Origin of the sequence: Umezawaea tangerina, from assembly GCF_003002815.1 — a bacterium.
GTDB lineage: Bacteria > Actinomycetota > Actinomycetes > Mycobacteriales > Pseudonocardiaceae > Umezawaea > Umezawaea tangerina.
In genome coordinates this window covers 218,449-242,868 of record NZ_PVTF01000003.1, presented here as the reverse complement: position 1 = coordinate 242,868, position 24,420 = coordinate 218,449, and the positions used below count along the sequence as shown (strand labels likewise).

The following is a 24,420-nucleotide window of genomic DNA, read 5'->3' as shown; positions in this document are numbered from 1 at the left end:
GCGAACGGCGGGCACCCCTGCAAAGGGGCACCCGCCGTTCGAGCTGCGTGGAGCTAGATCACTTGACGGTGACCTTGGCGCCGGCACCCTCGAGCTTCTCCTTGGCCGCCTCGGCGGCGTCCTTCGCGACCTTCTCCAGGATGGCCTTGGGAGCGGCCTCGACCAGCTCCTTGGCCTCCTTCAGGCCCAGACCGGAGACGACCTCGCGGACGACCTTGATGACCTGGATCTTCTTGTCGCCAGCCGACTCGAGGACGACGTCGAACTCGTCCTGCTCCTCGACCTCGGCGGCCACGGCGCCGGGGCCCGCGGGGCCCGCGACGGCGACGGGGGCAGCGGCGGTGACCTCGAAGGTCTCCTCGAACTGCTTCACGAACGCGGACAGCTCCAGGAGGGTCATCTCCTTGAAGACGTCGAGCAGCTCGTCGTTGCTGAGCTTCGCCATGATGGCGGTCCTTTCGTTAACCACGTCCCGCTCGGGGACGCGAGTGCGTGGGTGTTGTGATCAGCTCTCGGCGGGCTCTGCGGCGTCGGCGGCCGGGGCGGCGTCCGAGGACCCCTCCGCGGCGCGCTTGTCCGCAAGCGCCTGGGCAAGGCGAGCGACCTGGGAGGCGGGGGCGGCAAACAGGCCCGCTGCCTTCGACAGGTTGCCCTTCATCGCGCCCGCCAGCTTGGCGAGCAGCACCTCACGGGAGTCGAGGTCCGCGATGCGGGTGACCTCGTCGACCGAGAGGGAGCGGCCATCCATGTAGCCGCCCTTGATGACCAGGGCCTTGTTGTCCTTCGCGAAGTCGCGCAGGGTCTTGGCCGCGTCGACCGGCTCGCCAGCGATGAAGGCGATGGCGGTCGGGCCGATGAGGAGGGCTTCGATGCCCTCGACGCCGGCGTCCTGAGCGGCACGCTTGACCAGCGTGTTCTTCGAGACGGTGTACGTGGCGCCCGTGCCGAGAGCGCGACGCAGCGTGGTGAGCTGCGCCATGGAGAGGCCGCGGTACTCGGTGATGACTGCTGCCGAGCTGCCACGGAACTGCTCCGTGATCTCGGCGACGGCCGACACCTTGCTGGGCTTCGCCATGATCGCCTCCTCTCTGGGCTGGGTGTTACCGCGGCCTGAGAGGTCCCGAAACAACAAAAACGCCCCGGCGCGAGGGCAACGGGGCGTGGATCTTCAGCACGGCGAACCGCACCTGGAACACTTCCTCGTCCTCCTGCGCGGGCCGCCCCCATTGCAACGGGGCCTTCGTTCCCCTGCCGAAGGCAGGAGAAGACCGGCGGTCTTTGGTGGAACGGCTCAACGGTAGCCGATGGGTGGTCGCGGTTCCAAATCCACCCGGCATGATGTACGGGTGACCGACAGCACCGGAAGCGGACCGCAGCAGCCCCAGCAGCCTGCCGACATCGACCCGGAGCAGCTGCGGCAGTTCCAGGAGTTCCAGCGCTTCCAGGAGTTCCAGAAGTTCCAGCAGGCCCAGCAAGGCCAAAGCCCCCTCGCCCTCCCCCCCGGCGAGACCGGTCCAAGCACCAATCCCCCCGCCGTACCACCACCCCCGGTCCAACCACCGGTGCAGACGGTGTACGTCAAGCCCGAACCGAAACCCATGTGGCAGGTCATCCTCGGCAGCAGGCTGGTGCGTCGCCTGGTGTCGCTGGCCCTCACCCTGCTGGTCTTCATGTTCGCCGCGAACTGGGCCTACGACAAGTTCTTCGGCTCCGACGACGAGGCAGCGGACGTCGCCCGCGACAGCGGCGGCAGCACCGGCAACCTGATCGCCCCCACCTCGCCGTACGGCCTGCAAGGCACCATCGGCCTGTTCTACAAGCACGTGTCGCAGGACTCCCCCAAGCAGGCCTGCAACCTCTTCGCCGAGAACGGCTCGGCCAAGAAGAAGTTCACCGACGCTTTCAAAGCTAGCGACTGCGAATCCGCCATCCACACCCTGCACGGCAAGGTCCTCCGCGTCGACCAGTACGAACAGCCCTACTTCCCCGACGCCATGCTCAAACCCCCGACCACCGACCGCGTCCAGGTCTCCTCCTGCCAAGACCTGAAAATCACCGGCGGCCCCACCCTCGGCAAATTCGTGCTCGCCAAGCAGGTCAACAACACCTGGATCATCACCGACTACGAAGCCGAACCCGCAGACTGCGTCACCGGCTAGAACAAAAACCGAACAAGCACACCCAACCCCACCCACCAACCCCACCCCGCTGGGCGCAGCCCGCCAGCGCGCATCCGGCGCGAAGCGCCTGGGGCCTTGTCCGACGCGCAGCGAGGATGCAGTGTCCGCCGCGAAGCGCGGATGCCCCGTCCAACGGCGAAGCCGAGGATGCCTTGTCGGACGGAGTCCGATGCCTGGTCCGACGCGGAGCGTCGGATGCTGGCGAAGCCAGACTCCCCCTCTGCCCCCGATCCACAGCGCCCTCCTGCCCGACCTTCGTTGTCAAGACAGCTTCATCGTCTTGACAACGAAGGTCGGGCATTGAGACAATCGCGCGCCGGGGGCCGGGCTTCCCCAGGGGTGGGAGGGACGGAACCCAGCCTCACCAGGGGTGAAAGGGCCAGAAGCCAGGCTTCGCACGGCAACACCCCAAACAAAAGAAAACCCCCGACGACCAAAGTCGCCGGGGGCTCCCTCAAATCTCGCTAAACCTCAACCCAAAACTCAGGCCTCGTCAACCAGCAGGTTCCGCGTCCGGTTCGGGTCCACCGGGATACCCGGACCCATCGTCGTCGAGACGGTCACCTTCTTCAGGAACCGGCCCTTCGCCGCGGACGGCTTCGCGCGCAGGATCTCGTCCAGCGCGGCCGCGTAGTTCTCCACCAGCTTCTCGGTGTCGAACGACGCCTTGCCGATGACCAGGTGCAGGTTGGCCTGCTTGTCCACGCGGAAGTTGATCTTACCGCCCTTGATGTCCGAGACGGCCTTCGTGACGTCGGGCGTCACGGTGCCGGTCTTCGGGTTCGGCATCAGGCCGCGCGGGCCGAGGATGCGGGCGATGCGACCGACCTTCGCCATCTGGTCGGGGGTGGCGATCGCGGCGTCGAAGTCGAGCCAGCCGCCCTGGATGCGTTCGATCAGGTCCTCGGAGCCGACCGCGTCCGCGCCCGCGGCTTCGGCCTCGGTGGCCTTGTCGCCGGTCGCGAAGACGATGACGCGTGCGGTCTTGCCGGTGCCGTGCGGCAGGTTCACGGTGCCGCGGACCATCTGGTCGGCCTTGCGCGGGTCGACGCCCAGGCGGATGGCGACCTCGACGGTCGCGTCGAGCTTCACCTTGGAGGTTTCCTTGGCGAGCTTGGCTGCCTCCAGCGGCGAGTACAGCCGCTCCCGGTCAACCAGCTCGGCGGCCTGACGGTAGGCCTTGCTGCGCTTCATGTCTGTTCCCTAACTCAGTGGATCAGTTGTGGTACGAGCTGCGCTGAGCTCTCCCACGTACTGCGGTGTATGTGGTGGGTCAGCCTTCGACCGTGATGCCCATGGAGCGGGCGGTGCCTGCGATGATCTTCGCGGCCTGGTCGACGTTGGTGGCGTTGAGGTCGACCATCTTGCCCTCGGCGATCTCGCGGACCTGGGCCATGGTCACCTTGGCGACCTTGACGCGGTGCGGCTCGCCCGAACCCTTTTCCACACCGGCGGCCTTGAGGAGCAGCTTCGCGGCGGGCGGGGTCTTGAGCTTGAAGTCGAACGTGCGGTCCTCGTACACGGAGATCTCGACCGGCACGACGGTGCCGCGCTGCGACTCGGTCGCGGCGTTGTAGGCCTTGCAGAACTCCATGATGTTGACGCCGTGCTGACCCAGCGCGGGGCCGACCGGCGGGGCGGGGTTCGCCATGCCGGCCTTGATCTGCAGCTTGATGATCGCTGACAGCTTCTTCTTCTTGGGAGGCATCTCAATACTTCCTGTTATTGCAGTGTCCGCGCGCGGCCCTGCCAGCCGCAGCGTGGCCGACGATCCCCGTGGGGATCGGTCAGATCTTGGAAACCTGGCTGAACGACAGCTCGACCGGGGTCTCGCGACCGAAGATCGACACCAGGACCTTCAGCTTCTGGCCGTCGGCGTTGACCTCGCTGATCGTCGCGGGCAGCGTCGCGAACGGGCCGTCCATGACGGTGACCGACTCGCCGACCTCGAAGTCGACCTCGATGGTGGACTTGGCCGGGCCGGACGTCGACTTCTTGCCCTCGGCGGCCTTGGGCTCCACCTGCGGGAGGAGGAACTTCAGCACCTCGTCGATGGTCAACGCGGAGGGCTTGGAGGTCGCGCCCACGAAGCCGGTCACGCCGGGCGTGTTGCGCACCGCGCTCCACGACGAGTCGTTGAGCTCCATGCGGACCAGGATGTAGCCGGGCAGCACCTTGCGCTGCACCTGCTTGCGCTGGCCGTTCTTGATCTCGGTGACTTCCTCGGTCGGCACCTCGACCTGGAAGATGTAGTCCTCCATGTCGAGGGTCTGGATGCGCGTCTCGAGGTTCGTCTTGACCTTGTTCTCGTAACCCGCGTACGAGTGCACGACGTACCAGTAGCCGGGCGCCGCACGCAGTGCGTCGCGCATCTCGGCCACCGGGTCGACGGGCTCGGCGTGGATGTCGGGCAGCTCGGCGGCCACCTCGTCGTCCCCGACGGCCTCGACGTCGCCACCCGACTCGGGCTCGGCGTCGCCGATCTCGCCCTCGTCGGTCGCGGACTCCTCGGTGTCCTCCGGCTCGTCGACCGGCTCGACGTGCACGGAGTCGCCATCCTGAACGGCGGCGAACACCTCTTCGTCGGTCAGGTCGGCAAGCTCGTGGGCGTCAACGCCGTTCTCGGAGGTCACTGCGGGTCTCGCTTCCTTTCGTGCATCACGTGTTCGGTCACCTCAGACGGGGACCGGCAGCCGGTCGGCTCAGCCGAACAGCTCGAACACGCCCCAGCCGAAGCCCAGGTCCAGGCCCCACACCAGCGCGACCATGAAGGCCACGAAGACCAACACGACCGAGGTGTAGGTGACCAGCTGCTTGCGCGTCGGCCAGATGACCTTGCGCAGCTCGCTGACGACCTCGCGGATGTAGCGGAACCCCTTGCCGATCAGCGACGTGCGCTTCTCCTGGGTGTCCCGAGCCCGCGTGGGGCGGCCCTTCTTCGACGCCTCGTCGGAGTCCTCGTCGGACTTCGGCTTGACGCTGTCCTTGCGGGAAGCCGGACGGGCGGAAGCACGACGCTCACGCCGGGCCGCTGCGGTGACCGGCCGAGCCGCGCTCTCGCGCTCCTCGGGCTGGTCCTGCTCGCGGTCGTCGCTCATGCCGTCCTCCACTCGCCGTGCATTTCGACGCAGGGGCGACAGGAATTGAACCTGCAACCTGCGGTTTTGGAGACCGCTGCTCTGCCAATTGAGCTACGCCCCTTTGGACTCCCACGCTACTCCCGCGGGACTCCTTGGCTGGACGCCTTCCAGCCTCCCCGTGCGATCCACGGGGCACTTGGCAGGCGTTCCAAGTTCGGAAGCATACGGCACGAACACCCGCACACTCCAACCGCCCCGGTCAGCGCACTCGCGAGCACCACCGACCGGACTGTCGCGGACAGCCTCCCACACGCTGGGAGGAGCCGCGCCCGAGGGGAGGGAAAACGAGGGCGTCTGCCACGATGGCGGCCATGGCCACGCCCGAGACGACCTCGCCCACCAGCACTTCTCCGCTCCCACGGGTCTCCAGGAGGATCGGCGGCATCGCCGAGTCCGCCACCCTCGCGGTCGACGCGAAGGCGAAGGCGCTCAAGGCCGCGGGCCGACCGGTGATCGGCTTCGGGGCGGGCGAGCCGGACTTCCCGACCCCGGAGAAGATCGTCGCCGCCGCGCAGGCCGCCTGCGCCGACCCCCGCAACCACCGCTACACGCCCGCCGCCGGTCTCCCCGAGCTGCGCGAGGCGATCGCGGCCAAGACCCTGCGCGACTCCGGCTACCGCGTCGACGCGGGCCAGGTGCTCGTCACCAACGGTGGCAAGCAGGCCGTCTACCAGGCGTTCGCGACCGTCCTCGACCCCGGCGACGAGGTGCTGCTGCCCGCGCCGTACTGGACCACCTACCCGGAGGCGATCACCCTCGCGGGCGGCGTCCCGGTGCAGGTCACGGCGGACGAGTCGACCGACTACCTGGTGACCGTCGAGCAGCTGGAGGCCGCGCGCACCGACCGCTCGAAGGTGCTGCTGCTGTGCTCGCCGTCGAACCCGACGGGCTCGGTCTACTCCCGCGAGCAGGTCGTCGCGATCGGTGAGTGGGCCGTCGAGCACGGCCTGTGGGTCATCACCGACGAGATCTACGAGCACCTGGTCTACGACGGCGCCGAGGCCGTCTCGCTGCCCGCCGCCGTGCCCGCGGCGGCCGAGCGGACGATCGTGCTCAACGGCGTCGCGAAGACGTACGCGATGACCGGCTGGCGGGTCGGCTGGCTGGTCGGCCCCGCCGACGTCGTCAAGGCCGCGGCGAACCTCCAGTCGCACCTGACGTCGAACGTCGCCAACGTGTCCCAGCGCGCCGCGCTGGAGGCCGTGTCCGGGTCGCTCGACGCCGTGCACGCGATGCGCACCGCGTTCGACCGCAGGCGCCGCACGATGGTCGACCTGCTCTCGGCCATCCCCGGCGTCGACTGCCCGACGCCGCGGGGCGCCTTCTACGCGTACCCGTCGGTCAAGGCGCTGATCGGGAAGGAGCTGCGCGGGACGGTCATCGGCAGCTCCGCCGAGCTGGCCACCGCGGTCCTGGAGCACGCCGAGGTCGCCGTGGTCCCCGGCGAGGCCTTCGGAACCCCCGGCTACCTGCGGCTTTCCTACGCGCTCGGTGACGACGACCTGGTCACCGGCGTGACCAGGATGGCCGAGCTGCTGGGCGAGATCCGCTAGCCCCCACCGCCCGCACGAGGCCGCCGTGCCCTCCGCACGGCGGCTTCGGGGCGTCTCCGATCGAGTGAACGGCGTAACCGCCGGATGGACTACTTCGATGGTCCGTTCAGCCGTATCCGTTCACCGCCGAGGAGACGACCATGACCACGCCGACACTCCCCCCGCTCCCCACCCAGCCCCGCAACGGCCTCGGCACCGCGGGCTTCGTCCTCGGTCTCCTCGGCTTCTTCTTCAGCTTCATCCCGTTCATCGGCGTCATCGCCTGGCCCCTCGTCGTCCTCGGCCTGGTGCTGTCCCTGGTCGGCCTCTCCCGCACCAGCCGCGGCACCGCCAACAACAAGGGCCTCGCCATCGCGGGTGTCGTCCTGTCCGCGCTCGGCCTGCTCGTCTGCGTCCTCTGGGTCGCCGTGTTCGGCCAGGCCGCCAGCGACCTCGACGAGCAGGCCGACCGCGAGCAGGTCGTGGTCTACGAGGTCACCGGCGACGCCCCCAGCGCCACGGTGACCTACTCGACGTTCAGCGACGGCACGAGCGCCAGCAGCCAGGAGACGGTGACCACGCTGCCGTGGCGCAAGGAGCTGACCGTGAAGGGGCTGCTCAGCGGCGGCAGCCTCACCGTGACGACCGGCCAGGACGGCGGGTCCGTCGGCTGCAAGATCACCGTGGACGGCGTGGAGAAGAAGTCCGCCACCGGCAACGGCGCCTTCAGCAGCGCGCTGTGCGGCGGGTTCTGAGACGGGCTCCGGCCTCGGCGGCACCACCGGCGCCGCCGAGGCCTCCGCAACGGGCTACGGGAGGCGGACGCGGGCGGTCGCGCCGCCCAGCACGGACTTGCCCTCGAAAGCGGCTGTGATCGCGATCTTGAACGTCCCGTCGTCCAGGACCTTCGCGACCTTCGCGGACACCTCCACCAGAGCGCCCTCGGCGTTGTCAGGCACCGGTACGGGCCTGCCGAAGCGGACGCCGTACTCGAGGACGGCACCGGGGTCCCCGGTCCACGCGGTGACGACGCGGACGGCCATGCCCATGGTGAGCATGCCGTGGGCGATGACGCCGGGGAGGCCGACCTCCTGGGCGAAGCGCTCGTTCCAGTGGATCGGGTTGAAGTCGAGCGACGCGCCCGCGTAGCGGACGAGGTCGGCGCGGGTGATGCGCAGGCTCAGCGGGGGCAGGACGTCGCCGGCGGTGACCTCTGCGGCGCGGATCATGCCTGCTCCTCGGTGGCGGTGCCCCTGGCGACCAGGGTGGATCGGGCGGTGGTGACCTGTTCGCCGGACTCGGTGGCGAGCTCGGCGCGGACGGACACGATGTCGTTGCCCATGCGGGAGTTGATGGCGTCCACGTGCGTGGTGACGACGAGCCGGTCGCCGGCCACGATCGGCCGGTGGTGGACGAACGTCTGGTCGCCGTGCACGACGCGGGTGTAGTCCAGGCCCAGCTCGGGGTCCATCACGAGGACCTCGTTGGCCTTCATGGAGATCAGGATCGCGAACGTCGGCGGGGCGATCACGTCGACGTACCCCGCGGCCTTGGCCGCCTCGGGGTCGCGGTGGATCTCGCCGGGCTCCCCGACGGCGTCGGCGAACTCGCGGATCTTCTCGCGGCTCACCTCGTACGGGGGCGACGGGGGGTAGGTGCGTCCGATGAACGACTGGTCCAATGCCACCGGGGCAGGTTACGCGAAGAGGCCGTCCCCGATCGGGGACGGCCTCTTCGCGAACTCAGGTGGATACCGCTGGTGTCAGCGGGTTTCCTTGTGCGCCCGGTGGGTCTTGCAGTTCGGGCAGAACTTCTTGATCTCCAGGCGGTCGGGGTCGTTCCGACGGTTCTTCCTGGTGATGTAGTTCCGGTGCTTGCACTCCTCGCACGCGAGAGTGATCTTCGGACGTACGTCGGTTGCAGCCACGGCCTTGCCTTTCTAGAGCTCGGTTCCCCTCGAAGACTCCGCAGAGGGCTTACCCCTGCGGCGAGGTCCGGGCGCCCAGCCGCCCGGCTGTGGATCCAGGCCTTGGCCTGGCTGGGAGGAACTGTGTAGCGGTGGCCGGACTTGAACCGGCGACACAGCGATTATGAGCCGCTTGCTCTACCAACTGAGCTACACCGCTTTACACGACTCGGCCGCGGTGCTTACTGCTCTGCACCGCGGCCGGGTTGTGGAGCCCCAATACGGAATCGAACCGTAGACCTTTTCCTTACCATGGAAACGCTCTACCGACTGAGCTATTGGGGCACTTGCTCCTTGCGGGGCAAGAAGAATCTTACACAGGCCGTCCCCAAGATGGAAATCGGGGGGTGGCCTTAGTGGACCAAGGTGAGGACCGTCTCATCGCGAGCGCCCCTGACCTGCACCGTTCGCGCACCGAGCCACGCCTCGAAGCGCTCCTCGGACAGCGGCCGGGAGATCAGGTACCCCTGGGCGATGTCGCAGCCCATGCTGACCAACTGGTCGCGCGCGGCGTCGTCCTCGACGCCCTCGGCCACCACGGTGAGCCCGAGCGAGTGCCCCAGCTCGACGATGGACCGCACGACGGCCATGTCGCCGAGGTCGGTGCCCATGCCGAGCACGAAGCTCTTGTCGATCTTCACCTCGTCCACCGGCAGCTGGCGCAGGTACGCCAGCGACGAGTAGCCGGTGCCGAAGTCGTCGACCGCGAGCACCACGCCGAGCGCGTGCAGCCTGCGCAGCACCGGCAGGGCGCGTTCCGGGTCGGCCATCACGCCGGACTCGGTCAGCTCGAACGTGAGCAGCTGCGGCGGCACGTCGTGGTGCCGCAGCGCCTTGGCGACGCGGTCCGGGAACTCCTCGTCGGCCAGGGTGCGCACGGACAGGTTGACCGCGATGGACATCCGCAGCCCGCGGTCCATCCACCGGCGGACCCGTTCCAGCGCCTTGTCCATGACGAAGTCGGTGAGCACGTCGATCAGGCCGGTGGCCTCGACGGCGGGCACGAACTCGTCCGGGTCGACGCGGCCGAACTCCGGGTGCTTCCAGCGCACCAGCGCCTCGGCGCCGACGACCTGGCGGCTGGGCAGCGCCACCTTCGGCTGGTAGTGCACGGAGATCTGGCCGCTCTCCAGCGCCTGCCGGAACTGGGTCACGAGCTGGAAGCGGCGCAGGAAGATCTGGCCCATGCTCGGCACGTAGGACCGCACCGGCTCGCCCTCGCTGGTGGCGCGCACGGCGACGTCCGCGCGTTGCAGCAGCACGTCCACGTCCGGGTCGTCGTCCGCCTCGGCGGTCGACACGTAGCCGACGACGGCGCTGGCCTCGACCGTCAGCCGGTCGACCGGGTACGGCACGGACAGCGCCGAGCGCAGCCGTTCGGCGATCTCCATGGCCAGGCCCGCCCTGCGGTCGACCAGGAGGGCGGCGAACATGCCGCTTTCGAGCCGGGCGAGCGAGATGTCCGGGCCGAGCTCGTCGCGCAGCCTGCGGCCGGCGGCGACGACCATGCGGTTGCCCCAGGCCTGGCCGAGGGCGTCCGACACGGTCGACAGCACGTCGAGGTCGATGCGGAGCACGACGGCCTGGTTGTGCTCGCGCAGCGGTTCGGCCGCGGCCTCGCGGAAGCCCGCGCGGTTGAGGAGGCCGGTCAGCGGGTCGTGGTAGGCGTCGTGGCGCAGCCGGGCGAGCAGCCTGCGGTTGTCGACGGCGGTGGCGAGGTGGCTGGCCAGGGTGCGCAGCAGCTGGATGTCGGCCTTGCCGAAACCGCGCCACCGGCTGAGCCGGTCGTGCGCCTCGACGGCGCCGAGCAGCTGCGTCGCACCGCGCAGCGGCACCACGAGCGCCTCCTGCGCGTCCCGGCGGGCCAGCGCCTCGGTGACGTCCTCGTTCGAGTCGACGACCCGGAAGTAGCGGACGTGCGTGCCGGGCAGCTGGAGCATCGCGTCCTCGCGGATGACGCGGGCGTCGGCCTTGCGCATGGTGTCGGGCAGCGGCTCACCCGCGACCAGCGTGCGCATCGGCGCCTGCGGGTCGGTGCGCAGCCGGAGCACGACGCGGTTGGCGTTGAGCTGCTCGCGGATGCGGTCGGCGATGAGCTGCCACTCGTCGTCCTCGTTGTCGTCCTCGTACTGGCCCGTCGTGCTGCGCGGACCGGTCGAGTTCTGCCCGGAGCGCGCGACGCGGAGCGAGACCTCGCTGAGGGCCTCCAGGTCGCGCTGCTCGCGCAGCAGGGAGGAGTAGGCGACGTAGATGGCCGTGATGCCCGCGAACACCAGGGCGATGAGCAGGCCGCCCCACTGGGTGGTCGACGCGATCTCGTAGGCGACGAGACCGGCGGAGGTGTTCAGCAGGGCCACGATCAGGGTCTGGCCGACCAGGCGGAGGCTCGCGGTGACCCGCATGCCCTTGCCCATGATCCGCAGCGCGGTCAGGCCGAGGACGCTGGCCAGCAGCGGCACCGCGATCGTGCCGAGGAACGGTCCGGCCCAGAACGGTCCGCCGGGGCCGACCAGCTCCTTCACGCCCTGGGCGACGGCGAACGCGACCGAGATCTCCATGAACATGAGACCGGCGTTGTAGGCGACCCGGTTCAGGACGCGGCGGCCGAGCAGCGTGCCGACGCCCGCGACGACGTGCGCGGCGAGCACCACCTCGAACGGCGCGACGAGCAGGCCGAGCACGAGCGGGATCTCGGTGAACGAGATGGTCCAGGCGACGCCGCTGCGGACGTCGACGTTGATCGCGAGCTGCTCGGCGAGCAGGAACCCGACGACCAGCAGCGGACCGGTCCACAGCAGGCGGGTGTCCACCGGGTGGTCCGGGAGCCAGCCGCCGACGGCGATCGCGCACCCGACACCCAGTACCAGCAGGGCGACGGCGAAGACGTTGAACGACCTGTTCGCCGACCTGCCCGCGCCGCGCGCTGCCGAGTCCGACGGTGTGACCGACGCACTGTCGGACATCCAGCCTCCTCGTCGGCCCTCGTGTCGGCAGGCCGGGGGCGGCCCTCGAACTCGGCGTGACTGAGGGGTCCCGAACAGTTACCAGGACCCCTCTAAGAGCATCAATGTACCTCGGTTGGGCGATGAAATGGCAGGTCGACGAGGCATATACCACGTGAAGTGACGAAACCGGTCACACGGTCAGCTGTCCTCGCAACACAGTGACACCCTGGCCCGCCAATCCGACCCTGTCGTCACGCAGGGTCATCTGGACACGTCCGCCGCGTGGGGAGGCCTGCTCGCCGATCAGCGCGCTCCGCTCGAGGCGCGGTGCCCACCACGCGGCCAGCGTGCAGTGGGCGGATCCGGTCACCGGATCCTCGGGCACGCCGAACGACGGGTAGAAGCAGCGGCTGACGACGTCGACCCCCGGCTTGTCGCCGCGGGCCGTCACGACGACCCCGCGCCCCGGCACGTCGGCCAGCAGGACGAGGTCCGGGCGCAGCGAGCGCACCTCGGCGGCCGACGCCACCTCCACCAGGACGTCCGACACGCCCCTGGCGACGGCCTTGACCGTCACGCCGGGCAGGGACGCGAGCAGCAGCGGGGTCGGGTCGACGGGCGAGGGCGGGTCGGCCGGGAAGTCCATCTCCACCCAGCCGTCCGAGCCCGCCTTGCAGGTGAGGAACCCGCTGCGGGTGCTGAACACGACCGTGCCGCCCAGCACGAGCGCGGCGGCCAGCGTCGCGTGGCCGCACAGGTCGACCTCCGAGGTCGGGGTGAACCAGCGGACCGGCAGCGGCTCCGCCCCGCCGACCTCGACGAACACCGTCTCGGCGTGGTTCACCTCGGCCGCGACGGACTGCATCCACGCCGGGTCGGCGGGCCCGTCGAGCAGGACAACTCCGGCCGGGTTGCCGGAAAACGGTCGGTCGGTGAACGCGTCCACCACGAAGATCTCCACGTGCTTCGACGCTAGACCAGGACGGCGTCGTCGTGGGGGGCGAGCAGCGCCAGCTCGGCGCGCAGCTCGTCGAGGCAGTCCTTCGCCGCGCCCGCGGCCACGTGCTGGGCCGCGCCGCTGCCGGAGGCCTCCCGGATCAGCAGCCACACCGCGGACAGCGGCGACGGCTGCTCGTCGGCGCGCACGGCGGACACCAGCTCGCGCTGCTCGGGGAACGGGTGCAGCGCGATCTGCTCGGTCCGCGCGCGCAGCCGGGTGAACACCTCCGACGACATCCCCGCCAGCACCAGCCGGTCGAGCTTCGCGGGCAGGTCCACGTTGAGCAGCTCCGAGGCGCACAGCGGACCGAAGTTCCGCACGGTGTTCAAGGCGTACTCGAGGTCGTCTGCAGCGTTGAGGAGTTCCCTGTGGGCAGAGCGTTGCAGAGGAGCCACCGATCTCGGCGCCGACGCGGCTGAGCGAGGCCGCGGCCGACGCAGGAACAGGCCGAACAGCACCCCGACCGCAAGGGCTGCCAGGGCAACCAGGATTTCGCTCATGTCCTGTGCATCGGCAGCCGCACGACTCCGACCGCCCCCTCGCGCGACAACGGGTCCGAACCGAGCGCCGGCCGGTCGACGAACTTCGGTTCGACTGAACAGCGCGGCCGATCGGCGTGGCGACATGATCCGAACGGCCGACCGGAGCAAGGTGGACCCTCCCCGGACAACCCGAACGGCGGGTATTCGCGGGACAGGTCCTACCTCCTAGAGGACAGGGCGCACGACGGGAAGAGGCGGGGACCATGACCACCACCGAGGTACGAGAACTGTCCGGCCGGGCACGGGCGATGCTCCGCGCGGTCGAAGCGGGACGCGCGGAGTTCTCCGGCGGCCGCGAACCGGACCTCTACGTCGACGGCCTCCCCTGCTGCGACCAGTCCGCCACCCACGACCTCGTCCGCGCGGGCCTGCTCCGCCCCAGCGCCCCCGCCGGCTACGGCCAACGCGTGCGCGCCGAGCTGACCGAAGAGGGCCGGAACGCACTTCGCACAGCCTGACCAGTCGAACATGTGTTCGACATGGGCTATGCTGCCCCCGCGGGGCCTGCACGCAAGGGAGAGGAAGCCCTTGCGCGCAGGCCCCGTCCAGTTCAAGGTCCGTCCATGCCCATGATCACCGTAGACATGTTCCCCGGACGCACCGACGAGCAGAAGCGCGCACTCGTGCGCGAGCTGACCGACGCGATCGCCCGCACGTGCGACGTGAAGCCGGAAGGCGTGTGGGTCGTGATCCGCGAGACCGAGTCGACCAACTGGGCCATCGGCGGCCAACTCGTCTCGGACCGCTAGCCCCAGCGCGCGGTCGACACCTCGAAGTGATCGGCCAGCGCGAGCCGTGCAGGCGGTGGCACCTCCACCGCCAGCGGCGCACCGGCCAGGGCCAGGTAGTGCGGGTAGTCGTGCAGCGTGGGTGCGATGTGCACGCGGAGCGCTTCGGGGTCCACGGACAGCAGCCCGCGGTCGAACAACTGGTGGACGTCGGCCCGCAGCGGCAGGCCCTCCTCGACGTCGTGGCTCTGGTGCTCGGCGAACGGCCGCAGGTGCGCGGCCTGCAGCGCCTCGCCGGGGCACGGCCCGGTGACCGCGCAGACCAGGCCGTACCTGCGCAGCAGCGCCCGTCGGAAGGTGTCCTGCCCGAACCGCACCTCGACGACGGCCTGCCTGCGGCCGCCGTCCACCTTCTGCTTCGGCAGGTCGCCCGTCGGCGCCAGCGGCACGCGGAGACCCGCCAGCAGCCGTTCCACCTTCGCGCGGTCGAGCGGGCGGATGGACTGCTGCTTGGACCTGTTCAGCGCCACCTCGTTCAGGCTCTCCACGCTGATCGCACCTTCGAGCGTGCGCCACGTCCCGGAGTAGTGCGCGACGTACCTGGTCACCCCGATCTCCTCCTCGACCGGCACGTCGAACTCGTGCCTGCACGACGTGCAGAGGAACTGCGGGGACAGGTGGAACCGCCGCTTGAACCCGGTGACCCCGCACCGCGGGCACCTCATGCGGGTCTTCACCGCGGCCGGGTCCACGTCGATGCCCTGCACCCACGCCACCCCGAGCGCCGCCTCCTTGCCGCGGACGACCACCAGGTCGCCGACCGCGACCTGCTTCGAGTTCTGCACCGACGAGTCGTAGACGTAGAGCGACTCCAGCACGTCCGCGTACCCCGTGTTGCCCTGGAAGTCCCGGTCCTCGCCGAACGACAACAACGACCAAGCCCGCACGCGTCCCCCGAATCACCGATCGCGAAGTTGACCAGTTGTACCAACCTGGACAGCGATCCCACGGACGAATGACGAGATGCGTCGACTGCTGGACGCGGACCGGTGGACCACGAAGTGACTCAGCCCACGAAGCGAATGACCACCACGGCACCCGCACTGCCCACGAACCGGGACGACCATTCGTCGGCGGACCACCCCGGCGGCATTGGCCGGGTGGCGCGACGACTGCGCGTGCGGGGGTGTTCCGATTCCACGGAACGGCGGGGAGGTCGCGCAAGCGGGCATGCGCGGGCGACCACCCACGACTAACGCGAAAACGCCCCCGCGTCCTGTTCGCACAGGTCACGGGGGCGTCTTCTCAGGTGTGGCGGGTAGAGGATTCGAACCTCTGTAGCTTTCGCGACGGATTTACAGTCCGCTCCCATTGGCCGCTCGGGCAACCCGCCTTGCGCCCGGTGGTGCCGGGTGCGAACAAGAGACTACATAACCCCGCGGAGGGGTTCGCAACCGGGATACCCCGGTAACATCGGGGCTCGTCAAAGGCCCATCTACGCGGAGGTGTCGAGCACGTGGCGGATCCGTCATTCGACGTGGTGAGCAAGGTCGATCGGCAGGAGGTCGACAACGCGCTCAACCAGGCGTCCAAGGAGTTGGGGACGCGGTTCGACTTCCGGGGTACGGGTACCGAGGTGTCGTGGGCGGGTGAGGAGGCGATCGCGTTCCAGTCCGAGACCGAGGAGCGGTGCCGGGCGGCGATCGACGTCTTCCAGGAGAAGCTCGTGAAGCGGGGCATCTCGATGAAGGCGTTCGAGATCGGGGACCCGTCGATCTCGGGCAAGGTCTACAAGGTGACCGGCACGCTGGTGCAGGGCATCACCTCGGAGAAGGCCAAGGAGATCGCGAAGAAGGTCCGCGACGAGGGGCCGAAGGGCGTGCAGGCGCAGATCCAGGGCGACCAGCTGCGGATCTCGGGCAAGAAGAAGGACCACCTGCAGGAGATCATCTCGCTGCTGAAGGGCTCCGACTTCGGGATCGCGCTCCAGTTCACCAACTACCGGTGAGCGCGTGAAGGGCATCGTCCTGGCGGGTGGCAGCGGAACGCGGCTGCACCCGATCACGCAAGCGGTCTCGAAGCAGCTGTTACCCGTCTACGACAAGCCGATGGTGTACTACCCGATCTCGGTGCTGGTGCTGGCCGGGATCCGGGAGATCCTGCTGATCTCCACGCCGAACGACCTGCCGCAGTTCCGCAGGCTGCTGGGTGACGGCTCGCAGTGGGGCCTGCGCATCGAGTACGCCGAGCAGGCCGAGCCGAACGGGCTGGCCGAGGCGTTCGTGATCGGCGCGGACTTCATCGGCGGCGACACCGTCGCGCTGGTGCTGGGCGACAACATCTTCTACGGCCAGGGCTTCTCGCGGATGCTGCAGGAGCAGGTGGCCAAGCTCGACGGGTGCGTGCTGTTCGGCTACCCGGTGAAGGACCCGGAGCGCTACGGCGTGGGCGAGGTCGACGCGGGCGGGACGCTGGTCTCGATCGAGGAGAAGCCCGCCAGGCCCAAGTCGAACAAGGCCATCACCGGCCTGTACTTCTACGACAACCGGGTCGTGTCGATCGCGAGCGAGCTCAAGCCGTCGGCACGCGGCGAGCTGGAGATCACCGACGTCAACCTGGCCTACCTGGCCGAGGGGCGGGCGAACCTGGTCGACCTCGGCCGCGGTTTCGCGTGGCTGGACACCGGGACGCACGACTCGCTGCTGGAGGCGGGCCAGTTCGTGCAGGTGCTGGAGCACCGGCAGGGCGTGCGGATCGCGTGCCTGGAGGAGATCGCGCTGCGGATGGGGCTCATCACGCCCGACCAGTGCTACCGGCTCGGCGCCGCGCTCGCGAAGTCGGGCTACGGCCAGTACGTGATGAACGTCGCACTCGAGGCGGGCGCCACCGCCTAGGAACGGCGGTGCGCCAGCTCCTCCAGGCGGCGGATCCGGTCGGCCATCGGCGGGTGGGTGGAGAACAGCCTGCTGAGCGACTCGCCGGGCAGGAACGGGCTGACGATCATCAGGTGCGACTGCGCCACCACGGCGGGCTCCGGTGCCAACGGGGCCGCCCTGGTGCCGTGGTCGAGCTTGCGCAGCGCCGACGCGAGGGCCAGCGGGTCGCCGGTCAGCTCGGCACCGGAGGCGTCCGCCTGGTACTCGCGGGACCGGCTGACCGCCATCTGCACGATGCCCGCGGCGACCGGCCCGAGGAGCGCGATCAGCAGCAGCGCCAACGGGTTCGGGCGGTCGTCGTCACCACCGCCGAAGATGCCCGCGAACAGGGCGATGTTGGCGAGCATGCTCACCACGGTGGCCAGAGCGCCCGCGACGCACGAGATCAGGATGTCACGGTTGTAGACGTGCGACAGCTCGTGGCCGAGGACGGCGCGCAGCTCACGCTCGTCGAGCAGCTCCAGGATGCCGGTCGTGCAGCACACGGCGGCGTTGCGCGGGTTGCGGCCGGTCGCGAACGCGTTGGGGGCCTGCGTGGGGCTGATGTAGAGCCGCGGCATGGGCTGCCGGGCGGTCATCGACAGCTCGCGCACGATCCGGTGCATCGACGGCTGCTCGACCTCCGACACCCGGCGGGCCCTCATCGCGCGCAGGGCCAGCTTGTCGGAGTTGAAGAACGCGTACGCGTTGACGCCCAGCGCCAGCAGCAGACCGAAGTAGAGGGCGGTTCGCCCGAAGAACGAGCTGATCAGCAGGATCAGCCCGCTCATCGCGCCGAGCAGCAGCGCGGTCTTCAACCCGTTGTAGTGCTTGTGCACGCTGGTTCGCCTCCGGGTTCAGGTCCTCCCCCTCAACGCTCCCGGCCTGCGCGCGGTTCCTGAACCGCCCCGTACCGGACGTGTGGCGGTCGTCTCCGGGGCCGGTTCGGCGGCGGGGTCGAGCGCGGGCGGCGGCGGGACCTCGGTGATCCACGTGGCCAGCACGTCGCGCTCGTGCACGAGCTCGGCGACCGCGCCGTCGCCGTGGACGTCACCCGTTCCGGGGTAGCCGAACTCGGGCGCCCAGTGCAGGGCGTCGAACGGGCACACCTCGACGCAGATGCCGCAGTAGAGGCACTGGCCGTAGTCGATCGCGAAGCGATCCAGCACGTTGTGGGTACGAGGACGGGCATGACTGTTCCCCTGGCTCGACCCTGCAAGCAGATCTCGCGGCGTCTCGACCGTCTCCGTGTGCGACTCGATGTGGATGCACCAGTCGGGGCACTCGCGGGCGCAGATCATGCAGACCGTGCAGTTGGACTCCAGCAGCGCGATCACGCCTCGGGTCCGGGGCGGCAGCTCGGCGGTCACTGCTGGTTCTCCTCACGTCGGGGTCCCCACGTCGCGGGGTCGGGCACGCCGGGCGGCAGGGTGCGGCGGCGGCTGGGCGAGGACGTGGAGTCCTCCCCCGGTTCCAGGCTGCCCGGCCACGGCCGCACGACCCGCGAGGCCAGCACGAAGTCCTTGCGCAGCGGGTGGCCCGCGAACGTGTCGGGCAGCAGCAGGTGCGGGGTGGGCTCGGCCAGCTCGACGCCGAACATCTCGGCGGCCTCGCGCTCGTGCCACGCGGCGCCCGCCCACAGCCCGGCGACGCTCGGCAGCACCTCGCCCGCCGCCAGCTCGGTGCGCAGCAGCAGACCGGCCCTGGTGTCCGGGTGCAGGACGTGCAGGAGGACGGCGTGCCGCACGCCGCTCGCGCCGGGGCGGCCCGCGTCCTCGACACCGAGCCAGTCGAACGCCAGGCAGCCGAGGTCGTCGTGGGCGAACCGGGCTGCCGTGGACCACTGGTCCAGCTCGACGTGCGCGGTGCTCTGGCCGAAGGCCGTCTTGACCACGGCACCGGGCACCAGCTCGGCCAGCTCGGCGGACGCGGCGGTCACGAGGCGACCAGCTTGTGCAGCGCGACGAGGCCCTCGATGAGCGCCTCGGGACGCGGCGGGCAGCCGGGCACGGCGACGTGGACCGGCAGCACCTGGTCGATCCCCTTGGTCACGCAGTAGGAGTCCCAGTACGGCCCGCCGGTGTTGCTGCACGCGCCGACGGACAGCACGTACCGCGGCTCCGGCATCTCCTCGTAGGTCGCGATCACCGCGGGCAGCATCACGTCGGTGACCGTGCCGGAGACGATCAGCACGTGAGCCTCGCCCCCGTCGTGCACCGGCTCGACGCCCAGCGCCGCGAGGTCGTCGGGGCCGCGGCCCTCGAGCGCGGCCATCACCTCGACGCCGCAGCACGCGAGACCCAGGTCCAGCACGGTGATGTGGAAGGTGGTGCCCCAGTCGAGGCGCGGTCCGCGCTCGGCGGACGTGGAAACCGTCACGGTGGGGAAGGCTAATACGTGGGGGCCCGCCAAGCTTGCGCCCGGCGAGCCCCCAACCCCCCTTATCCCCCCACAGGATTGCAACCCGCGAACTCTCTGCTGGTTGCAACGGAAGTCTCTTACGGAACGCCTATACGTGTCCAGGGAAATGGGACAGAATCTAAGGATTATTTGTAGCCGAACTGTGGTCAGGTTCAGTACAACTGATCGGTAGAACATCTCGCGGCCCGACGCGACGACCTGAGAGGCCTCCATGTCCAGCTCGGCACAGCTGCTCCTTCCGGCGGGGAACCAGCTCAGCAGACTCCTGCACTCCCCGAACGCCCTGCTGGACACCACGATGGACCAGCTCAGGACGTTGCTCGCCGTGCACGAGACCCGCTCCGCGCTCCGGGCCGCGCGGGTGCTCGGCCGCGAGCAGTCGAGCGTGCAGAAGCAGATCGACACCCTGAACCGGAACTTCCGCGCGCTGTGCGGCGAACCCCTCGTCGTCAAGCAGGGGCGCGGAAAAGATGTGCTCATCACGCAAACCGGCGAGGCGTTGGTCGAATTGGCGCGCATCACGCTGGGCGATTGGTTGGACTCTATTCACGAGTGCCGCCGAAAGCTCGGTACGACGCTCACCGTCGGCACCACCCGGTTCATGCTGGACTCGCTGGCCAAGGCCTGGCACCACGTCGCGGACGAGTTCAAGGAGCGCGACGTGGAGCTGAAGGTCGTGCACATCCGGACCAGGGACATCTGGTCGAAGCTGGAGAGCAAGCAGGTCGACGTGGTGTGCGGCAGCGTCGTGACGCACGCCGGGAAGACCGGGCACCTCGACGAGTTCGACGTCATCGAGTGGCGGCGCGGCGGTCTCGCGCTGCTGACGAACCTGCCGGAGAAGCGGCTCGGGGCCAGCGCGGGGGTCGGCGAGCTGCCGCGGCTGCCGCTGGTCGTGCCGGGCGACGGACTGATCGCGGAGTTCCTGCGCGGCTGGTTCGGACCGGACTACCGCAACGAGCTGGACATCGCGGCGGAGATCGACGAGATCCAGTACGGCATGTCGCTGCTGCGCTCCGGGCTCGTGCAGGGCTGCATGATCGTCACGTCCGGCCTGGGCGTGGTGGCGGCCAACCAGGAGCTGCGCGAGGGCACCGGGCTGCGGGTGGTGGAGCTGAAGAACGACCGGCAGCCGGTGCTGGAGCGGCTGGTGGGCGTGTTCGCGCGCAAGGAGGAGCGGGCCAGGTTCCCCGCGGACCACCCGTTGAACCTGCTGTGGTCGGCGTTCGAGGCCGAGGCCGGCTAGGGCGTGGGCTGCCGGTACCAGGCGCGCACGCGGGGCAGGGCGGGCAGCAGGCCCGCCGCGGCGAGCACGAGGGCCGACCATGGCGCGTGCAGGGCCAGCAGGGCGACGGCGACCACGACGACGGTGCCGATGAGCGTGCGGTGCACCGGTGCGCTGCCGAACCACGCGGCGGCGGCCAGTGCCGCGATCATCAGGCCGCCGACGGCCGCGGTCGCGGCGAGCGGGCCGGTGTCCGGGACCAGCAGCCCGGCGACCGCCGCGGCGAGGCCGAGGGCCATCAGCACCGCGGTCGCGATGCCCAGCTCCACCGGCCGGGCGGTCCGAACGCCTGGGGACACGCGCCCACAATAGGGCCCGGAACGCCGCAAGGGCCGCCCGTCGTGACGGGCGGCCCTTGCGCGGTGATCCCTACTCGGGTTGTGCCTGGCTCGGACGCTTGCGCTCCGCTTGCTTGACCAGCCAGTCCAGGCCGCTCTTCGGCCGCTGTGCAGGCGACACCTGGGGCTTCACCTGCTCTTCGGCGGGTTCCTGCACTGGCGACTGACCTTGGGCGTCGAGGTCGTTCACGGCACGCTCCCTACCTGGTCGACAACAGGTGCCGTCGATCGGAGCATCGAGGGGGTGCTCGACGCTAGACCGATCAGCCCTCTGGGTGAACCCAGACAGATGACGAGAGCAGATGGGGTGTCGGATCGGTGTAGGTTTCCACGCCGCCGCAGGTGCCGGGGTTCCGCGCCCACAGCGTCCCCCTCCGGACGGCCGCCCGCAGCGCGGCAGGGCCGTCAGCCGACGGCGACCTCCTGCGCCGCGGCCACCGGTCGGACCACCGAGACGACGGCCCCGACCACGACCACCGCGACCACGGCCGCGAGCGCACCCAGCGTGAGGGCGTCCGGCCCGGTCAGCGGCTGACCGCGTTCGGCCTGCCAGAGCACCAGCGCGACCAGCAGGGCGTACCCGACGCCCGCCACGACCACCAGGCGCGTGCGGACCACGATGGAGGCCAGCGCGGGCACGCGGGTGGCCAGGAAGGCGAGGACCAGCACCAGCAGCGGCAGCACCTGCAGCGCGTGCATGCCCACGAAGTGCGGGATGCGCAGGTCGCCGCCCACCGTGCTCCACCCCGTCACGGCCATCGTCGGCCCCGAGTCCTCGAAGCCCACCGTGTGCGCCCCGACGATCCCCTTGAACGTGCCGTCCTTCATCGAGTCCAGCTGCGCCGACGTCGGCGACGTCATCAACGCCCCCATCCCCACGCCCGCCAGCGACACCACCGAGCCGATCCGCAGCGCCCACCGCGTCGCCGGGTCCGCGAACGGCGTCCGCAGCACCAGCACCGTCAGCACCAGCGAGCCGGTCCACAGCAGGCCGATCGAGACCCCCATGACGCTGAACACCGTCGAGTCGAACGGCGTCATCACGTTGAAGTGGCTGCCGCGGCCGCGCACCACCTGCATGACGATCAGGGCCTGCTCCACGACGAACACCGCCGCCATGCCGACCGAGATCCGCTGGGCCAGCCGCTTGCCGACGTGCAGCAACGAGATCAGCCACGCCCAGGTGACGCCGTAGACCGCGATGGAGACCGCGAACTTGAACGGCTTCAACCAGATCGGCGACCCCGCCAGCACCCGGTCGTCCACGACCAGACCGACCACCGCGACCAGCGCGACCGGCACCATCGCCGCGGCCACGACCAGCATCGGCCGGTTCCACCCGGACACCTTCGCCATCAACGCCGACAGAGCTCTCACGGCCGTACCCCTCTGATCATGGATAGCTTCACTCGCCATAATGGAACTTAGCACTATCCATTATCCGAGTCCAGAGGGTTCCGCGCCGCTACCCCGGTCAGGGCTGTCCGGACAAAACGAACGGTGCCGGTGGAGGTGGTCGAGCCACCTTCACCGGCACCGTTCGCCGAGCACGTTAAGACCCAGGTCGCCCCACGGGCCTGGGGTCACTTGTTGCCGTAGTCGACGGCCGCGACCGAACGGACGTAGGTGCCGGGGTGGGTGGCGGCGTCCTGGCGCACGATCGCGCCGAAGTCCCACGCCAGGCGCTGGGTGTCGGTCGTGTTCGGCGGCGTGACGAGGATCGAGTCGGGCGACCAGTGCGAGGTGCCCTCCGGCGTGGTCGCGCTCAGGAAGACCAGCGTGGCGCTCGTCGACTCACCGGGCGCGAGGCTGACCGGCTTGATCGGGTCGTCGCTGCGGACGAGGTCCCACGACTCGCCGTTGTCCTTCTGGAACTGGACACCGGGGAAGCCCTGGATCGTGCAGCGGACCGACGAGTCGTTGGCCAGCAGGATCGGCACGGTCAGCTGCCCCTCCGCGCCCTGCGCCGGGAAGTCGACCCCGAGCCCCACCTGCGCGGTGGCGCAGAACTGCTCCCCGGACGGCTTGCTGCCGTTCGCCTTCAGCGCGTCGGCACCCCCGGTCACCCTGGTGCCCCCGGCGGGGGTCTGCGCCTGCTTCGCGCTGGAGGTGGACGGCTTCACGTCACCGGCGGCACCGGGCGTCCCGGCCTGACCGGTGGAGCAGGCGGTGAGCGCGCCGAACGCGGCCAGGACGGCGACCGCGGCGGCGGTGCGGACGACTCGACTGTTGTTGTTGCGCATTTTCCCCGACTCCTTCGAATTGTCCTGCCGTGTTCGCATCTTGCACAGGTAAGGATGTTCGACAACGCGAAAGGATGCGTGTTTGTGAATCAGGTCACACGCGACAACCTTCAGTTCTTCCGATCGTCAGCGCTCACCGTTCCAATCCTGGCAGACATGCTCTGACCTGGAGTTTTACCCTGTTCCGACCAGTACTCGAATCACCCACAACATCGGAGTCGACCGACCTGATGAGACGGGGGAAAGGCCCCCGACGACGATCCGCCGGGGGCCTTTCCCTTTCGTGAGCATTCCGTGAAAGCCGGCTCAGACCTGCAGCTCGGACTCGATTCGCCTGAGCTGGTGGCGCGCCATCGCGAGGTTCGCGGAGTCCCTCTCCAGCACCAGGTAGAGGAAGAGCGACCCCCGCGCCTTCACACCCCCCATCAGCCGGATCAGGTGGTACTGGCGGTGCAGCGTGATGAGGATGTCCTCGATGCTGTCGTTGAGCCCGAGCGCCGACATCACCCGCAGCTTCGACCGGACGACCTCGGTGTTCCCGGCCGCCGCGATCTCGAGGTTCAGCCACTCGCCCCCGCCGCTGGTGCCGAGCGACATTCCGCTGTCGTAGTCGACCAGCGCGACGCCGACGGCGCCCGCGATGGCCATGGCCTCTTTCAACGCGATATCGATGTTCATCGAACTCCACTTCTCTGGGTCAGCTGGCGGTTGGGACGACGCGGCCGCGCTCCTGGGGCCCGGTCGCATGCGGACACGTCTCCATGCGGAGGAAAAGGTCGACGAGAACAACGAGCCGAGCGTGGGCATGGGCTAGGGGGCCAGGATCGCGCCGACTCGTTCGATCACGGGCTGGGACTCGTGCAGCAGACGACCGAGGTTCAGCCCTTTGTCCCCGAGCACGACCAGCAGCGACAACCTGCCGATCGCGTAAACGGCCATGTAGCCCTCGCTGCCGAAAACCACGGTCTGGTTGAGCACGCCGAGGCCGATGACCTCGGCCGCCTGGCGTGCGATGGCGAGGTCGGAGGCGGCCAACGCGGAGATGTGCGCGGGATCGACGTCCTTCGCCACGTCGGCGAGTATGGGAATCCCGTCCGATGCGGCCAACACCGTGTCGGTCACGCCGGTGACGTTCTCCCGGAGCTTCTTGATCTCGGCACCAAGGGCGTCGTAGTCCAATTCGCT

31 protein-coding genes and 4 tRNA genes are annotated in these 24,420 nt (G+C 69.5%); 8 read left to right on the top strand and 27 right to left on the bottom strand.

The window, feature by feature from the left end:
- Positions 1-58: 58 nt before the first annotated feature.
- Positions 59-445, bottom strand: a complete 387-nt coding sequence (gene rplL / locus CLV43_RS11480) for a 50S ribosomal protein L7/L12 (protein ID WP_106187091.1) — start codon at positions 443-445, stop codon at positions 59-61.
- 60 nt (positions 446-505) lie between these two features.
- Positions 506-1,075, bottom strand: coding sequence for a 50S ribosomal protein L10 (rplJ, locus tag CLV43_RS11475; RefSeq protein WP_106187090.1), 570 nt, complete (start codon positions 1,073-1,075; stop codon positions 506-508).
- A 271-nt stretch (positions 1,076-1,346) separates the two neighbouring features.
- Between rplJ and CLV43_RS11465 the strand changes: the two genes are divergently transcribed.
- The gene (locus tag CLV43_RS11465; RefSeq protein WP_146174734.1) at positions 1,347-2,159 is read left to right on the top strand and encodes a hypothetical protein; all 813 of its coding nucleotides are present in this window, start codon (positions 1,347-1,349) and stop codon (positions 2,157-2,159) included.
- A gap of 504 nt (positions 2,160-2,663) precedes the next feature.
- Here CLV43_RS11465 and rplA read toward each other — a convergent pair.
- From rplA to CLV43_RS11440, 5 genes are all read right to left on the bottom strand, one after another.
- Entirely contained in the window at positions 2,664-3,374 is a 711-nt protein-coding gene (gene rplA / locus CLV43_RS11460; RefSeq protein ID WP_106187087.1) for a 50S ribosomal protein L1, read from the bottom strand.
- A 79-nt stretch (positions 3,375-3,453) separates the two neighbouring features.
- Positions 3,454-3,888: a 50S ribosomal protein L11 gene (rplK, locus tag CLV43_RS11455; RefSeq protein ID WP_106187086.1), complete on the bottom strand. Its 435-nt coding sequence runs from the start codon at positions 3,886-3,888 to the stop codon at positions 3,454-3,456.
- Between the two features lie 79 nt (positions 3,889-3,967).
- Positions 3,968-4,813: a transcription termination/antitermination protein NusG gene (nusG, locus tag CLV43_RS11450; protein WP_106187085.1), complete on the bottom strand. Its 846-nt coding sequence runs from the start codon at positions 4,811-4,813 to the stop codon at positions 3,968-3,970.
- A gap of 69 nt (positions 4,814-4,882) precedes the next feature.
- Positions 4,883-5,278: a preprotein translocase subunit SecE gene (gene secE / locus CLV43_RS11445; RefSeq protein ID WP_106187546.1), complete on the bottom strand. Its 396-nt coding sequence runs from the start codon at positions 5,276-5,278 to the stop codon at positions 4,883-4,885.
- Positions 5,279-5,308: 30 nt separating this feature from the next.
- Positions 5,309-5,381, bottom strand: a tRNA-Trp gene (locus tag CLV43_RS11440).
- A gap of 250 nt (positions 5,382-5,631) precedes the next feature.
- On the opposite strand from CLV43_RS11440, the gene CLV43_RS11435 reads away from it, so the two are divergent.
- Positions 5,632-6,873, top strand: coding sequence for a pyridoxal phosphate-dependent aminotransferase (locus tag CLV43_RS11435; RefSeq protein WP_106187545.1), 1,242 nt, complete (start codon positions 5,632-5,634; stop codon positions 6,871-6,873).
- 140 nt (positions 6,874-7,013) lie between these two features.
- Positions 7,014-7,607: an MmpS family transport accessory protein gene (locus tag CLV43_RS11430; protein ID WP_106187084.1), complete on the top strand. Its 594-nt coding sequence runs from the start codon at positions 7,014-7,016 to the stop codon at positions 7,605-7,607.
- A 54-nt stretch (positions 7,608-7,661) separates the two neighbouring features.
- On the opposite strand, the gene CLV43_RS11425 is transcribed toward CLV43_RS11430, so the two are convergent.
- From CLV43_RS11425 to CLV43_RS11390, 8 genes are all read right to left on the bottom strand, one after another.
- Positions 7,662-8,081: a MaoC family dehydratase gene (locus CLV43_RS11425; RefSeq protein WP_106187083.1), complete on the bottom strand. Its 420-nt coding sequence runs from the start codon at positions 8,079-8,081 to the stop codon at positions 7,662-7,664.
- On the bottom strand, positions 8,078-8,539 hold the full coding sequence (locus CLV43_RS11420) for a MaoC family dehydratase N-terminal domain-containing protein (protein WP_106187082.1): 462 nt from the start codon (positions 8,537-8,539) through the stop codon (positions 8,078-8,080). The genes CLV43_RS11425 and CLV43_RS11420 overlap by 4 nt, the downstream gene beginning before the upstream one ends.
- Before the next feature lie 75 nt (positions 8,540-8,614).
- Positions 8,615-8,779, bottom strand: a complete 165-nt coding sequence (gene rpmG / locus CLV43_RS11415) for a 50S ribosomal protein L33 (RefSeq protein ID WP_015105301.1) — start codon at positions 8,777-8,779, stop codon at positions 8,615-8,617.
- Positions 8,780-8,905: 126 nt separating this feature from the next.
- A tRNA-Met gene (locus CLV43_RS11410) sits at positions 8,906-8,978 on the bottom strand.
- A 49-nt stretch (positions 8,979-9,027) separates the two neighbouring features.
- A tRNA-Thr gene (locus CLV43_RS11405) sits at positions 9,028-9,103 on the bottom strand.
- A 68-nt stretch (positions 9,104-9,171) separates the two neighbouring features.
- A complete protein-coding gene (locus CLV43_RS11400; protein WP_106187081.1) occupies positions 9,172-11,781 on the bottom strand; it encodes a putative bifunctional diguanylate cyclase/phosphodiesterase in 2,610 nt (869 codons plus the stop codon).
- A gap of 172 nt (positions 11,782-11,953) precedes the next feature.
- Positions 11,954-12,724 (bottom strand): PhzF family phenazine biosynthesis protein, encoded by a 771-nt coding sequence (locus CLV43_RS11395; RefSeq protein WP_106187080.1) that lies wholly within the window; start codon positions 12,722-12,724, stop codon positions 11,954-11,956.
- An 11-nt stretch (positions 12,725-12,735) separates the two neighbouring features.
- Positions 12,736-13,092 (bottom strand): hypothetical protein, encoded by a 357-nt coding sequence (locus CLV43_RS11390; RefSeq protein ID WP_106187079.1) that lies wholly within the window; start codon positions 13,090-13,092, stop codon positions 12,736-12,738.
- A 416-nt stretch (positions 13,093-13,508) separates the two neighbouring features.
- Here CLV43_RS11390 and CLV43_RS11385 point away from each other — a divergent pair, with 416 nt between their 5' ends.
- Together CLV43_RS11385 and CLV43_RS11380 are read left to right on the top strand one after the other, a co-directional pair.
- The gene (locus CLV43_RS11385) at positions 13,509-13,763 is read left to right on the top strand and encodes a hypothetical protein (RefSeq protein ID WP_106187078.1); all 255 of its coding nucleotides are present in this window, start codon (positions 13,509-13,511) and stop codon (positions 13,761-13,763) included.
- 111 nt (positions 13,764-13,874) lie between these two features.
- On the top strand, positions 13,875-14,054 hold the full coding sequence (locus CLV43_RS11380; RefSeq protein ID WP_245886289.1) for a tautomerase family protein: 180 nt from the start codon (positions 13,875-13,877) through the stop codon (positions 14,052-14,054).
- On the opposite strand, the gene CLV43_RS11375 is transcribed toward CLV43_RS11380, so the two are convergent.
- Together CLV43_RS11375 and CLV43_RS11370 are read right to left on the bottom strand one after the other, a co-directional pair.
- Positions 14,051-14,980 carry an HNH endonuclease gene (locus CLV43_RS11375; protein WP_106187076.1) on the bottom strand — a complete coding sequence of 310 codons (930 nt, stop codon included), beginning with the start codon at positions 14,978-14,980 and terminating at the stop codon, positions 14,051-14,053. The two genes, CLV43_RS11380 and CLV43_RS11375, sit on opposite strands and share 4 nt — an antisense overlap.
- 365 nt (positions 14,981-15,345) lie before the next feature.
- Positions 15,346-15,426 (bottom strand) — tRNA-Tyr (locus tag CLV43_RS11370).
- A 123-nt stretch (positions 15,427-15,549) separates the two neighbouring features.
- Here CLV43_RS11370 and CLV43_RS11365 point away from each other — a divergent pair.
- Both CLV43_RS11365 and rfbA read left to right on the top strand, forming a co-directional pair.
- Positions 15,550-16,041, top strand: a complete 492-nt coding sequence (locus CLV43_RS11365) for a YajQ family cyclic di-GMP-binding protein (protein WP_106187075.1) — start codon at positions 15,550-15,552, stop codon at positions 16,039-16,041.
- Between the two features lie 4 nt (positions 16,042-16,045).
- Positions 16,046-16,927, top strand: coding sequence for a glucose-1-phosphate thymidylyltransferase RfbA (gene rfbA / locus CLV43_RS11360; RefSeq protein WP_106187074.1), 882 nt, complete (start codon positions 16,046-16,048; stop codon positions 16,925-16,927).
- Here rfbA and htpX read toward each other — a convergent pair.
- From htpX to CLV43_RS11340, 4 genes are read right to left on the bottom strand one after another with little or no spacing between them, the layout of a single operon-like run.
- A complete protein-coding gene (htpX, locus tag CLV43_RS11355) occupies positions 16,924-17,787 on the bottom strand; it encodes a zinc metalloprotease HtpX (protein ID WP_106187073.1) in 864 nt (287 codons plus the stop codon). The two genes, rfbA and htpX, sit on opposite strands and share 4 nt — an antisense overlap.
- A gap of 18 nt (positions 17,788-17,805) precedes the next feature.
- Entirely contained in the window at positions 17,806-18,318 is a 513-nt protein-coding gene (locus CLV43_RS11350) for a 4Fe-4S binding protein (RefSeq protein ID WP_170155805.1), read from the bottom strand.
- Positions 18,315-18,887 carry an NADH-quinone oxidoreductase subunit C gene (locus CLV43_RS11345; protein ID WP_106187072.1) on the bottom strand — a complete coding sequence of 191 codons (573 nt, stop codon included), beginning with the start codon at positions 18,885-18,887 and terminating at the stop codon, positions 18,315-18,317. Before CLV43_RS11345 ends, CLV43_RS11350 begins: the two co-directional genes overlap by 4 nt.
- Entirely contained in the window at positions 18,884-19,327 is a 444-nt protein-coding gene (locus CLV43_RS11340; protein WP_106187071.1) for an NADH-quinone oxidoreductase subunit B, read from the bottom strand. Before CLV43_RS11340 ends, CLV43_RS11345 begins: the two co-directional genes overlap by 4 nt.
- Before the next feature lie 253 nt (positions 19,328-19,580).
- Here CLV43_RS11340 and CLV43_RS11335 point away from each other — a divergent pair, with 253 nt between their 5' ends.
- Positions 19,581-20,615, top strand: a complete 1,035-nt coding sequence (locus tag CLV43_RS11335) for a LysR family transcriptional regulator (RefSeq protein WP_106187070.1) — start codon at positions 19,581-19,583, stop codon at positions 20,613-20,615.
- On the opposite strand, the gene CLV43_RS11330 is transcribed toward CLV43_RS11335, so the two are convergent.
- The 6 genes from CLV43_RS11330 to CLV43_RS11310 all read right to left on the bottom strand — a co-directional run bounded on the left by CLV43_RS11330 (position 20,612) and on the right by CLV43_RS11310 (position 24,414).
- On the bottom strand, positions 20,612-20,953 hold the full coding sequence (locus CLV43_RS11330; RefSeq protein WP_146174733.1) for a hypothetical protein: 342 nt from the start codon (positions 20,951-20,953) through the stop codon (positions 20,612-20,614). The two genes, CLV43_RS11335 and CLV43_RS11330, sit on opposite strands and share 4 nt — an antisense overlap.
- 70 nt (positions 20,954-21,023) lie before the next feature.
- Positions 21,024-21,182 carry a hypothetical protein gene (locus CLV43_RS47735; RefSeq protein WP_170155804.1) on the bottom strand — a complete coding sequence of 53 codons (159 nt, stop codon included), beginning with the start codon at positions 21,180-21,182 and terminating at the stop codon, positions 21,024-21,026.
- A gap of 215 nt (positions 21,183-21,397) precedes the next feature.
- Positions 21,398-22,369 carry a hypothetical protein gene (locus CLV43_RS11325; RefSeq protein WP_170155803.1) on the bottom strand — a complete coding sequence of 324 codons (972 nt, stop codon included), beginning with the start codon at positions 22,367-22,369 and terminating at the stop codon, positions 21,398-21,400.
- A 206-nt stretch (positions 22,370-22,575) separates the two neighbouring features.
- A complete protein-coding gene (locus tag CLV43_RS11320) occupies positions 22,576-23,235 on the bottom strand; it encodes a DUF4232 domain-containing protein (RefSeq protein WP_170155802.1) in 660 nt (219 codons plus the stop codon).
- A 306-nt stretch (positions 23,236-23,541) separates the two neighbouring features.
- Positions 23,542-23,913, bottom strand: coding sequence for a hypothetical protein (locus CLV43_RS11315; RefSeq protein ID WP_106187067.1), 372 nt, complete (start codon positions 23,911-23,913; stop codon positions 23,542-23,544).
- Between the two features lie 132 nt (positions 23,914-24,045).
- Positions 24,046-24,414, bottom strand: a complete 369-nt coding sequence (locus CLV43_RS11310; RefSeq protein ID WP_106187066.1) for a roadblock/LC7 domain-containing protein — start codon at positions 24,412-24,414, stop codon at positions 24,046-24,048.
- Positions 24,415-24,420: the final 6 nt, after the last annotated feature.